This window comes from Cellulomonas sp. GbtcB1 (assembly GCF_019091725.1).
GTDB lineage: Bacteria > Actinomycetota > Actinomycetes > Actinomycetales > Cellulomonadaceae > Cellulomonas.
Genome location: NZ_JAGXJG010000058.1, coordinates 1 through 12,165, shown reverse-complemented (window position 1 = coordinate 12,165; position 12,165 = coordinate 1). Strand labels below are relative to the sequence as shown.

Sequence of the window (12,165 nt, the reverse complement as noted above, 5' to 3'; positions counted from 1 at the left end):
GGTCCGACGCGGTCGTCAGCCCGGGAAGCGGACGACGGCCTTGTTCCGGTACTCCTGCGACCCGGCGATGCCGGTGCGGACGGCCCCCTCACCGCTCCGCAGCAGCACGTCCGCCCAGCCCTGCAGCCCGGGCCCGTCGGGCTCGCGCTGGAGGAACACGCGGTAGTAGGCGCCGGCCCGGCGCTTGGCAGCCTCGGTGGAGAACCAGATGCCGTCGACGACGCGACCGCGGCCGAACTCCGGCGACGTCATCCGCGGCACCCAGACCGCGAGGTCGGCAGCCGACGCAGCCCGGCCGAGCACCGTCTGGTAGAGGCGCTGGACGTACCCGGCGTCCGTCCCGCCGGACCGGTCGAAGTACTCCGCGGAGTCGTAGAACCGGCGCTGGACGTCGTCGACCGTCTGGCCCCCTCGCCGGATCACGTCCAGCCAGTTGGCCGCACCTGCGGGCTCGGGCTCCCGCCCGAGCACCTCCACGTAGGCCTGGCGCACCCGCTTGTTGATGTACTCGTCGCTGCGGGTCAGCGTGGCGACGAGCTCCGACTGGCTGGTGCCCTGCAGGAGCCGGCCGGTCCATGTGCGGAGCCCGGTGGCGTCCGGTCCGCGACCCAGCAGGTCCGCGTACAGGGCCGTGACGACCGAGGCCGCTTCGGCGGGCGAGGTCCAGCTGATGCTGAACCAGTCGCTCTTCAGCCCGAGGGCGACCCGGACCTGGTTGCCCGTCATCGTCCTGGAGCCGGCGGCACCGGTCACGGCCACCTGCAGCACCCGCCCTCCGTCGGCACCCAGCCCGTTGCGCTGCGTCACCGCGATCGACCGGATCGTGCCGACGCCGAGCTGCGCGGACGCGGTGGCGAGCGCGATCGGCGCGACCCAGTCGTGGTTCGGGTTGGAGCCGACCGCGTCGCCCAGGTCGACCACCGCCGGGAAGACGCCGCCGGCCGTGTACCCGCCCGTCGAGGAGCTGAACTCCGTCCGGGCGATGGCTCCCGTGCCGGGCACCTGGCGCACCACGCCGGCCGTGGCGTCGATCGCCTGGTTCGTGGCCGTCGCGTCGAGGATCGTCTGCGGCTGGCTCCAGGCCTGGAACGCCGCCCCTGAGTACACCTGGCAGGCGGTGGTGTCGCACGTGGTCGCGCCCGACGGGCGAGTGCCGGAGAGGGCGTAGCTGCGGGCGGCGACCGCCTGCGCCATGAGCGCCTGCATCCCGCGACCGCCCCCGGCCGACCCCCACGATGCCGGCGACTCGCGCGGGACGACGCCGCGCAGGTAGTCCTCGGACGCGATCTTGTTGAACGTCATCTGGCTGCCGCTGACCCGCTGGACGGTGAGCGAGCCGCGGTAGGCGCGCTCGCCGGCGGACTCGCAGACCCGGATCAGCCGGTCGAACCCGGCCTGGGACGCCGTCCCGATGTCGACGGCACCGGCACGGAAGCTGCCGGGAAGCGGCGTCCACGTCGGGCCGGCGCAGCTCGCACCGGTGAACAGCTGCACCGAGCCGTCGGCCTGCGCGCGCGCGAGCAGCGCGACGTTGCCGGAGCCGACCGCCGCCCCGTTCACCCGCAGGTCGCGCCCGATCACCACGAGCTCCTTGCCGGTGAGGGCGGTCAGCTCGACCGTGATCGGGCGGCTCCCGACGTTCGCTGCGACGGTTCCGCCGTAGTAGTGGTCGAGGATCTGCGCCGAGCTCCAGCCGTGGTCCACCGCGTAGCCGAGCGCGCCGTACTGCCCCATCCCGCGACCGTGGCCCCAGCCGTGGCCGGAGAACGTCAGGGTGTCCCCCGCCGCCGCGGGGACGGCCGCCGACGCCGGTGCGGGTACGGGCCCGCCCGTCACGAGGGCGACGGCCGCCACGAGGACGAGCGTCGCGAGGCGCGCGACGGCGCGCGCGGGTCTGGCGGGCATGGGGGCTCCGATCGTGCGGCGGACCCGCGGTGGGCGGGCCGGACCCGCCCATTATCGCGGTCGGCACCGCCGTCAGGAGAGCGCCCGGAGAGGTGCGTCCGGGTGACGGGTAGGCTGTCGGCGCCGGTCGGGCAGTCTCGACCGCTGGACGATCCCCCAGGAGAACGATGGACCTCCGCGACGCGCGGGCCGAGCAGCTCGCCGCCCAGCCGCTGCGAACCGCAGGGACCCGCCCCGGCTTCTTCCGCGGGTTCGGGTCCTCCGTCCGGGACATCTGGGCCCACCGCGAGCTGCTGCACCTCCTCGTCAAGCGCGAGGTGAAGGCACGCTACAAGGACAGCGCGCTCGGCTTCGTCTGGAGCCTGATGCGTCCCATCGCGATGCTGCTCATCTACTACATCGCTCTCGGCAAGTTCCTGGGCGCGGCGCGCAACATCCCGGACTTCGCGATCTTCATCTACACGGGTCTGACCGCGTGGGGGCTGTTCTCCGAGGCCATCACCTCGGGCACGTCGTCGATCGTCCAGAACTCCGGGCTCGTGAAGAAGGTCTACCTCCCCCGGGAGATCTTCCCGCTGTCGTCCATGGGGTCGGCGCTGTTCAACTTCGCCATCCAGCTCGGGATCCTGATCGCCGCCACGCTCGTCGTGGGCAGCTTCCCCACCGGTGCGCGGTGGGGGTACCTGCCACTCGCCCTGGCCGTGATCGTGGTCACCGCGCTGGGCTGGTCCCTGCTGCTGTCCGCCATCAACGTGTACCTGAGGGACATCCAGTACCTCGTCGAGATCGCCATCATGATCGCGTTCTGGGCGTCCCCGATCGTCTACTCGTGGGCACTGGTCCAGGGCGAGCTCAGCGAGAGCCTGCAGCGGCTGTACCTCACGAACCCGATGACGGCCGCGATCATGGGGTTCCAGCAGACGTTCTGGGTCGCCGGGAGCGACCAGCCGGTGCCGGAGAACCTCGCAGGGATGCTGTGGATCTGGCTCGCCGTCGGCGTCGTGTTCACCTTCGTCGCCCAGCGCGTGTTCGCGCGCCTGCAGGGCAACTTCGCTCAGGAGCTCTGATGACCACCACCACCGTCGTCGAGGTCCGCGGGCTGTCCAAGCGCTTCGTCATCCGCAAGGAGAAGTCGCTCAAGGAGCGCGTCGTCAACTTCGGTCGCTCGAACCTCCACAAGGAGGACTTCTGGGCGCTGCGGGACGTCGACCTCAGCATCGAGTCCGGCACCACCGTGGGCCTGATCGGCCCCAACGGCTCCGGCAAGAGCACCCTGCTCAAGGCGATCGGCGGCATCCTGCAGCCGACGTCGGGCACCGTGCAGACCCGGGGACGCATGGCCGCGCTGCTGGAGCTCGGGGCGGGCTTCCACCCCGATCTCACCGGGCGGGAGAACGTCTACCTCAACGCCTCCATCCTGGGCTTGTCCACCGCTCAGACGGACAGGTACTTCGACGCCATCGTCGACTTCTCCGGCATCGAGCGGTTCATCGACACGCAGGTGAAGTTCTACTCGTCCGGCATGTACGTCCGCCTCGCCTTCGCGGTCGCGGTGCACGTCGACCCGGACATCCTCCTCGTCGACGAGGTGCTCGCGGTCGGCGACGAGCCGTTCCAGCGCAAGTGCATGGACCGCATCCGCGAGTTCCAGCACGACGGGCGGACGATCGTCCTCGTGACGCACTCGCTCGACCAGGTCGCCGACGTCTGCGACCGCGCCGTCGTCCTGGAGAGCGGTCGGGTGATCGCGGACGGCGAGACCCGCGACGCGCTGCGTGCGCTGCGCCAGGAGTTCGACCAGCAGCGCCAGGAGGACATCGAGCACCAGCGCGAGGCGGCCTCGCGCGAGGCCGCCGAGCGCGGCGCCGCCGAGAACGAGGCGGTCGCCGCACCACCGCGGGCGATCGTCTCGTCGGTCGAGCTCCGGGACGCGACGGGGGCGGCCGTCTCGGAAATCACCCCGGGCGCGGATGTCACGGTCGTGGTGACGGTCGACGCCGCCGCCCCGGTCCCGGAGCCCAACGTGGGCATCGGCATCGAGACCGCGCTGGGCGTCACCGTGATCGGCACCAACACCCACCTCATCGGCCGCCGGCTCCCGCCGCTGGTCGGGCGCCAGCGGTTCGAGTTCCTGCTGCGCGACCTCCGCCTCGGCGAAGGGCACTACACCTGCCACGGCGCGGTCGCCGCCGCGAGCGGCGTGGAGCTCTCCCGGTTGCGGGAGGCCTCGCCGTTCCAGGTGACGGCCGGAGGCACCACCGTCGGCCCGGTGTGGGCGGCGCCCGAGCTGGTCCTCGGCGGTGCCTGAGCGCGTGCGCGCGGGCCGGGTCCGGGCGGCGCACCGCGGGCGGTCGCGCTCGCGACCGACCGTGCTCGGCCTGGTGGCGGCGGCCCCGGACCGCGCCGTGATGCTGCTGTTCTGGGTGTCGCTGGTCGTCTCCGCGACCGTGCTCACGGGCCAGTTCCGACCGGTCGTCGTGCTCCCGGCCTGCGTCCTCGTCGTCGTCGCCACCTGGCGGCTGATGCCCGGGCAGCCGGCCCGGTCCCCTGCCCACGGCTGGGGCTCGCTCGCCGCCCTCGCGCTGACGGCGACCTGGTTCGTCCTCAACGTCCCCTACGTCGCGAACTACGTGCTCGTGACACGGGACCCGGGCTTCCTCACGCTCGAGGGCTTCTGGCTGACCGAGCACCCCACGGCCGATCTGCCCATGGGTTCCGCCGAGGCGCTCGCCGAGTCCGTGCCCGGGCTGCGCGCGGACACCGCCGCCTACTACCCGCTCGACGGGGCCCTCCACGCGCAGGGCGCCAAGCTGCTGCCGGGCCTGATCGCGCTCGCCGGCTGGGCCCGCGGCGACGCCGGGGTCCTCGTCGGCAATCTCGCGATCGGCGCGGTGGCGCTGCTCGCCGTGTACGGGCTCGCCCGCCGCGTGGTCGGTCCGCTGTGGGCGCTGCTCCCCCTGACCACGCTCGGCATCTCGATCCCGATGCTGGCGTTCTCCCGCGCCGCCTACACCGAGCCCCTGAACGTGGCGCTCGTCTTCGGCGCGCTCACGCTCTCCTGGTCCGCGTTCGAGACGCGTTCCTGGTGGCGCCACCTGCTCTCCGGAGCGCTGATCGGTGCGACCGCACTGTCGCGGATCGACGGTGCGGCCACGGTGATCGGCTTCGTCGCCGGCCTCGGCCTCGTGGCAGGGGCGACGCTGCTGCCGCGGCACCGCCGCCGAGCGCGGGTCGCTTTCCTCGTCGCCGGCGCAGCCGCCCTCGCGCTCGTCGCCGTCGGGTACGCCGACCTCCGCCTGCTCAGCCCGGGCTACCTCGCAGACCTCGGCGACCAGTTCTCGCTGCTCGCCGGCGCCCTCGCCGCCACCGTCGTGGTCGCGGTGGCGATCTCGTTCCCGCGCGCCTGGGACCCCGTGCGCCTGCTCGTCCTCCGGCACCGGCGCGGGCTCGCCGTCGCGAGCGTCGTCGCGGTCGCCCTGGTCGCGGTGGTCCTGACGACCCGGTTCCTCTGGCTCCCCGGTGAGCGCACCGCCGTCGGCACCGCGTACTCGGACCTCGTGATGGGCCTCCAGGACCGGGAGGGGATGCCGATCGAGCCCGCTCGGAGCTACGACGACTGGTCGGTCCGCTGGATCTCCTGGTACTTCGGCTGGCCGATGGTCGTGCTGTCGTTCTCCGGCCTGGCGCTCCTCGCCCACCGCGCGATCTCGCGCCGGGACCCCCGCCTGATCATGGTGCTGGCCGTGATCGCGGCCCCGTCCGCGCTCTACCTCTGGCAGGTGAGCATCAGCCCCGACCAGGTGTGGGCGATGCGACGGCTGCTGCCCGTCACCCTCCCCGGGTTCCTGGTCGCCTCCACCCTCGTGCTCGAGGCGCTGTGGACCGCGCGGCGCTGGTGGAGCCGGTCCCTGGCCGCGCTGCTCGGCCTGTCCGTCGCGCTCTTCCCGCTCACCACCTGGACCGAGCTGGTGCGCGTGCCCGAGCAGGGCGGGCGGCTCGCCGAGATCCAGGGCGTGTGCGCCGGGCTGCCCACCGACAAGGTGGTGTACCTCCGGCACGGCGGGCCCCAGTACCTCGCGACGCTGCGCTCCGTGTGCGGGGTCGAGGTCGTCCAGCGAGGCGGCGTGCCGACTGCGGAGGATCTCGCCGAGATCGAGCGCGAGTGGGGCGGCGACGTCTCGTTCGTGACCTTCTCCGCCGAGGGCCTGCCGTGGCCCGACGACGTCGTCCCGGCCCCTTACCGCAGCGGGGAGATGACCAGCTGGTCCTACGCGCTGTCGTACATCCCGTACGAGACCGAGGTGTCCCGATCCCGGGTGTGGATCGGCACCATCGGCGAGGACGGGACGCTGATCGCCGAGGCGCCGCAGCGGGGCTGACGTCCGGGGCCCGGTCGGCGCCGGGCGCCGCCCTGCGGACGTCGGTGCCCGTAAGCACCGCAGGACCGCCCGGCGTCGCCGGGCGGTCCTGCGGTGCGTGGGTGCCGGCCGTCAGGCCGGGTACCGCGCCAGCGCCTTCTTCTGGTACTCCTGCGAGCCGGCGATGCCCGTGCGGACTGCGCCCTCGCCCCGCTGCAGCAGCACGTTCGCCCAGCTCTGCAGGCCGGGCCCGTCCGGCGCGCGCTGGAGGAAGACCTGGTAGTACGCACCGGCGCGCCGCTTGGCCGCCTCCTGCGAGAACCAGATCCCGTCCACGACCGCCGCACGCCCCTGCGCCGTGGCCATCCGGGGCTCCCAGACCGCGACGTCCGCCGCGGTCGCCGACCGGCCCAGCACCGTCGTGTAGAGCAGGCGCACGTAACCCGCGTTCGTCCCGCCCGACCGGTTGAAGTACTCCTGCGAGTCGTAGAACCGGCGCTGGGCGTCGTCGACCGTCGCGATCCCGCTCCGGACCGCGGCCAGCCAGTTGGCGGCCCCGGCGGGCTCGGGCTCGCGACCGAGCACCTCGCGGTACGCCTGGGCGACCCGCTTGTTGATGTACTCGTCGCTCCGCGTCAGCTCCGCGACGAGGTCCGCCTGGTTGGTCCCCTGCATGAGGCGGGTCGTCCACGTGTTCAGCCCCGTGGGGTCGGTCCCTCGTCCGAGGAGGTCGGCGTACAGCGCGCGCACGACGGCCTGCGCGGTCGCTCGAGGCATGGCGGGTGTGCCGAGGTTCGCCGCCGCGACCGCGCGGATCGTGCCCAGAGCGGCGTAGCCGCCGTTCCCGGGGCACGCCGTGTACGAGACGTCGCGGTGCCCGAACACGCGCGGCAGGTTGACGGTCTGGTTCTGGTAGCGGGAGTTCTCGCCGTTCCCGGTCGCGTACGACATCCAGCCCTGCGGGTCGCGGCTGTAGACCCCCAGCCGCCAGCCGATGACGCGACCCACGGCGTCCTGGGTCGCGGCGGAGGGCGCCGCGTCGTACGTGCCCAGCATGGCGACGCCGACCGTGCCGGTGTTGAACCCGCCGGCGTGCACCCCGATGACCGGCTTCGTCATGCTGTCGACGCGGCCCTCGTAGATGTTGCCCCACTTGGCGACGCCGAAGTTGTACCCGATGTCGCACCAGCCTCGCCCGGTGATGTGGTACGCCTGGTCGTTGCGGATCTGCTGCATCGCGGCGGCGACGGACCCGTACGAGTTGCTGCCCGCGGTGTGGTGCACGACGGCGCCGACGATCGAGCCGGCGACGTCCGGCGAGCACACCGGCGCCCGCGCACCCCACTGCGCCCTCGTGATGACGGCGGGCACGGCGGCCGCCTGCAGGACGGTCGCCCCCTCTCCCGAGGTGGTCGCCACCGCGTTGCTGAACACGGCCTGGTCGGACGCCGCGCTGCTCCGCGTCGTCGGAGCAGTCGGCTCGACCAGCTCGGAGCCCACCAGGGCCAGGTCGAGGTCGGCGGGACCGCCGTCACCCGTCGCCGCGAAGGAGAGCTGGACCGCGTCCGCGTCGCCGATCCAGAACGAGTCGGTGCCGCCGCGCTTCTCGGCGCGCGCGTCCGCGGTGCCCTCGTCCGGCCCGTCGTCGGCCACGTCGAGCACGCTCCAGCCCGTCCACGTCCCGTCGGTCTGCGTGCGGACCTGGGGCGCGAGGTCGGTGACGTCGGTCCCGGTCGGCCACGTCACGCCCAGCGTCTGCACGCCGTCGGTCGCGACCGACGGCGTGAGCACGCGCCCGTCCTCGGTCAGCGCGTCCGCGACGACCGGTGCGGCTGAGGGGTCCACGCTCGCAGCGGCGGCCTCGTCCTCCGTGACGCGGGGGGCGAGCAGGTCGTCCAGCGCGGCACGGCCCGACTCGGTCGCATCGGGAGCGGGCGCCGCTGACGCGGACGGCGACGGCTCGGGCGTGACCGACGGCGTCGGCTCCGGCGCGTCGAGGGCCTCCGACGCCTCGGCGGTGGCGGCCTGCGCGTCGGCCGCGGACGCGACGACGAGGTCCGTGCTCGTCACCTCGGTACCCGGGTCCGTCCCCGTGGCCGCGTCCCGAGCCGCGTGCTGCACCACCGCGTCCGTCAGGCCCGGGCCCGAGGCGTCCGGAGGCGGGACGACGGTGGCGCCGGTCGCGGCGACCGACAGGGCGAGGAGCAAGCGGAAGAGCATGGCAGTCCTGACATCGACCGGGCGCGTACCTCCGCAGGCTGAGCCCTCGATGACACGGAGTCAAGGATGCGCGCGGACGTCGTCCGCTTTGCTCCGGTATGCACCGCGCTCCGCCCTGCGCCGAGTCGGTACCCTAGGACGTCGCCCGCTCACCTTGGAGGACACACCCGTGCGCATGCTCGTCACCGGCGGAGCCGGCTTCATCGGTTCGAACTTCGTGCACCAGGTCGTGCGCGAGCACCCTGAGGTCCAGGTCACCGTCCTCGACGCCCTGACCTACGCCGGTGACGAGAAGAGCCTCGCCCCGGTGTGGGACCAGGTGACCTTCGCCAAGGGCAGCATCACGGACCACGACGTCGTGGACGACCTCGTGAAGAACAGCGACGTCGTCGTGCACTTCGCCGCCGAGTCGCACAACGACAACTCGCTGCACGACCCGTGGCCGTTCGTGCACACCAACGTCATCGGCACGTACACGCTGCTCGAGGCGGTGCGGCGCTACGACGTCCGGTACCACCACATCTCCACCGACGAGGTCTACGGCGACCTCGAGCTGGACGACCCGGCCAAGTTCACGCCGGACACCCCGTACAACCCGTCGAGCCCCTACTCGTCCACCAAGGCGTCCTCGGACCTCCTGGTGCGCGCGTGGGCGCGGTCGTTCGGCGTGCGCGCCACCATCTCGAACTGCTCGAACAACTACGGCCCGTACCAGCACGTGGAGAAGTTCATCCCGCGCCAGATCACCAACGTGATCGACGGCGTGCGGCCGAAGCTCTACGGCACCGGCGAGAACGTCCGCGACTGGATCCACGTCGAGGACCACAACTCGGCCGTCTGGGACATCATCACGAAGGGCCGCCTCGGCGAGACCTACCTGATCGGCGCGGACGGCGAGGTGGACAACAAGACCGTCGTCGAGCTCATCCTCGAGCTGACGGGCCAGGCCCCCGACGCCTACGACCTGGTGAGCGACCGCCCCGGCCACGACCTGCGGTACGCCATCGACGCGACGAAGCTCCGCACCGAGCTCGGCTGGGAGCCGCGCTACACGACCTTCCGCGACGGCCTCGCCGCGACGATCGAGTGGTACCAGGCCAACGAGGCCTGGTGGCGGCCGCAGAAGGACGCCACCGAGGCGAAGTACGCCCAGCTCGGCCGCTGACCGCCCGCCCACGACGGCCGCCCCTCGCACCCCGGTGCGACGGGCGGCCGTCGCGCGTCCGCGGCCGGCACATCGGGTCACGAAACCCATGACGCCCAGTCACGGCTCGCGCTAGTTTGCGAGGAGCGCGTCGTCGGCGCGCCGCTCGACCCCTCGGACGAAGGAGCTCCTGGACCATGCGCACCTCCACCACCCTGCGGCGCGCGACCGCCGCCCTCGCCACCGGGCTGCTCAGCGGGGCGCTGCTCCTCGCCGGGGCCACCGGCGCCAGCGCCGACCCGTTCCGCTGCGGATCCGCGGGCAGCGACCCCAACGCGTGGTGCACGACCGTCAAGACCTCGGTGACCACCCTCAACATCCGCTCCGGCCCCGGCACCGGGTACGGCGTGGTCGGCACGGTCAGCGGCGGCCAGCGCATCGAGGTGGACTGCTGGGCCCCGGGCACGAGCGTCGGCGGCGTCACCGCGTGGACCAAGCTCTACAACAGCGGCTACGTGAGCGACTACTACCTGAACACCGGCATCGTGAAGAACTTCCTCCCGCGCTGCTGAGGCCCGGTGCCGGCTCGGGCCGCCCGGGCCGGCACCCTGACCCCGCCAGCCGGGTGATCTGCACGAATCCTGCACGGCGCACCCCCCTGGAGTGCGCCGACGGCCGAGCTCTCGCTCCTATGCTCTCCCCGTGACCTCCCGCCACGCCGCTCCCGCACGCCCGCGCGTCGTCCGCCACGGACGCCCCCGGCGGAGCCACACGGTCCTGCGCGGCGTCGCGCTGACGGTCGTCGGCGTGCTCTGCTTCGGCACGTCCGGCGCCGCGGCGCTGTACGTCCAGCTGAACAGCAACATCGACACGATCGACGCGAGCGACCTCATCCAGGCGCTGCCCGAGCCGACCGCCACGGGCCCCGCGGACCCGGACGACCCGAACGCTGGACGCGACGTCAACATCCTCCTCATGGGATCCGACGAGCGCGACGGCGAGAACGAGGCGATCGGCGGCCACGTGGACGGCATGCGGTCCGACACGACGATCGTCGCGCACATCTCGGCCGACCGGAGCCGGGTCGAGCTCATCTCGATCCCGCGCGACTCGCTCGTCGACATCCCGTCGTGCACCATGTCGAACGGGAGCACCACGTCGGCCCAGCGCAACGCGATGTTCAACTCCGCGTTCGCGATCGGGGCGGACAACGGCGGGGACATCGCCTCGGCCGCCGCGTGCACGGTCAACACCGTGCAGCAGAACACCGGGGTCCGCATCGACCACTTCGTCGTGGTGGACTTCGCCGGCTTCACCAAGATGGTCGACGCGATCGGCGGCGTGCCGATCTGCATCCCGAACGACATGAACGCACCGAAGGCGGGCCTGTTCCTGAACGCGGGCGAGCAGACGCTGACGGGGACCCAGGCCCTCGCATTCGCCCGGGCGCGCACCGGTGAGGGCGTCGGCGACGGGTCGGACACCAACCGGCTCGGCCGGCAGCAGGAGCTGCTCGCCGCGGTCGTCCGGGAGCTCCTGAGCAAGAACATGCTCACCGACATCACCCAGCTGATCCGGTTCCTCGACTCCGCGACCGAGTCGCTCTCGATCGACTCGGGGTTCTCGTCGATCTCCGACATGGCCGGGCTCGCCTACAGCCTCCGCAGCACCTCGGCTGCGAACATCTCCTTCATGACGATCCCGTTCATGACGGCGCCCAGCGACAAGTACCGCGTCGTGTGGGCCCCGGAGGCCGACGCGATCTGGGCGAACGTCGCCGCGGACCAGCCGATGCTGGCAGGCACCAGCCAGGACCCGACGCAGCAGGACGCCGGCACCGGGACGGACGCGGGCACCGGGACGGATGCCGGTACGGATCCGGGCGCCGCCGATCCCGGCGGCGACGTCACCACCGCCCCCGTCACCCCGGACCCCGCCCAGACCCGCGAGGCGGGCAAGGAGGCGTTCTCGGCCGGCGACGTCACCGCCGTCTGCGGCTGACCGTGGCCCGCCCCGAGGACCGACCGGAGCGCGACGACCCTCGCGGGACGCCGCCGAGCTTCGCGCCCGGCGCGGCCGGCCGGCGTCCCCCCGCCGACGGCGCACGCACCGTCGGTGCCCCCGTGCCCGACCCGACCGTGGCCCGGCCGGTCCGCCCGCCTGCTCGGCCCGGCCGCACCTCCGCTCCGCGCCCCGCGCCCGACGCGCCCTCGCGTGTCGCGCCCGGCGACGACGCCCCGCGCCCGGTCCGCGTCTCGGGCCGCGGCACCGCCGACCCCGCCGCCGGCGGCACGCCCGCCACGCCCGTGCGCTCCTCCGCACGGCAGGGCTCCAGCGCCGTCCCCGTCGGCGCGGGCGACCGCCCCGCGGCCCCGCGACCGCCCCGGCAGACCGCCCCCGTCGGCCCCGGCCGTTCCCGGCCCGGCGGCAGCCGATGTACGCCCCCACCGCCCCGCGCGCCACGGCGCCCCAGATGCCCAGGCCGCCCTCCCAGACGGACAGCGCGCGCACGGGGTCGCCGCCCGGGCCGAAGGACGC

Annotated in this window: 8 protein-coding genes and 1 pseudogene; 6 read left to right on the top strand and 3 right to left on the bottom strand. The window is 73.2% G+C overall.

What is annotated here, in order from left to right; genetic code table 11:
- Positions 1 to 15: 15 nt before the first annotated feature.
- Entirely contained in the window at positions 16 to 1,905 is a 1,890-nt protein-coding gene (locus KVT14_RS16960) for a DUF4214 domain-containing protein (protein WP_217616744.1), read from the bottom strand.
- Between the two features lie 167 nt (positions 1,906 to 2,072).
- On the opposite strand from KVT14_RS16960, the gene KVT14_RS16955 reads away from it, so the two are divergent.
- The 3 genes from KVT14_RS16955 to KVT14_RS16945 are packed head-to-tail and all read left to right on the top strand — an operon-like array spanning position 2,073 to position 6,284.
- Positions 2,073 to 2,972, top strand: coding sequence for an ABC transporter permease (locus KVT14_RS16955; RefSeq protein ID WP_217616743.1), 900 nt, complete (start codon positions 2,073 to 2,075; stop codon positions 2,970 to 2,972).
- Positions 2,972 to 4,213: an ABC transporter ATP-binding protein gene (locus KVT14_RS16950; RefSeq protein WP_217616742.1), complete on the top strand. Its 1,242-nt coding sequence runs from the start codon at positions 2,972 to 2,974 to the stop codon at positions 4,211 to 4,213. Before KVT14_RS16955 ends, KVT14_RS16950 begins: the two co-directional genes overlap by 1 nt.
- Positions 4,206 to 6,284 carry a glycosyltransferase family 39 protein gene (locus KVT14_RS16945; protein WP_217616741.1) on the top strand — a complete coding sequence of 693 codons (2,079 nt, stop codon included), beginning with the start codon at positions 4,206 to 4,208 and terminating at the stop codon, positions 6,282 to 6,284. Before KVT14_RS16950 ends, KVT14_RS16945 begins: the two co-directional genes overlap by 8 nt.
- A gap of 111 nt (positions 6,285 to 6,395) precedes the next feature.
- Here KVT14_RS16945 and KVT14_RS16940 read toward each other — a convergent pair whose 3' ends face one another.
- The gene (locus tag KVT14_RS16940; RefSeq protein WP_217616740.1) at positions 6,396 to 8,483 is read right to left on the bottom strand and encodes a DUF4214 domain-containing protein; all 2,088 of its coding nucleotides are present in this window, start codon (positions 8,481 to 8,483) and stop codon (positions 6,396 to 6,398) included.
- 169 nt (positions 8,484 to 8,652) lie between these two features.
- Here KVT14_RS16940 and rfbB point away from each other — a divergent pair, with 169 nt between their 5' ends.
- The 3 genes from rfbB (at position 8,653) to KVT14_RS16925 (ending at position 11,628) form a co-directional block, all read left to right on the top strand.
- Positions 8,653 to 9,648: a dTDP-glucose 4,6-dehydratase gene (gene rfbB / locus KVT14_RS16935; RefSeq protein ID WP_217616739.1), complete on the top strand. Its 996-nt coding sequence runs from the start codon at positions 8,653 to 8,655 to the stop codon at positions 9,646 to 9,648.
- Positions 9,649 to 9,824: 176 nt separating this feature from the next.
- On the top strand, positions 9,825 to 10,199 hold the full coding sequence (locus KVT14_RS16930) for an SH3 domain-containing protein (protein WP_217616738.1): 375 nt from the start codon (positions 9,825 to 9,827) through the stop codon (positions 10,197 to 10,199).
- Between the two features lie 130 nt (positions 10,200 to 10,329).
- Entirely contained in the window at positions 10,330 to 11,628 is a 1,299-nt protein-coding gene (locus KVT14_RS16925; protein ID WP_308161132.1) for an LCP family protein, read from the top strand.
- 414 nt (positions 11,629 to 12,042) lie between these two features.
- Here KVT14_RS16925 and KVT14_RS22600 read toward each other — a convergent pair.
- Positions 12,043 to 12,165: pseudogene (locus KVT14_RS22600) on the bottom strand (prolipoprotein diacylglyceryl transferase); the annotation flags it as partial.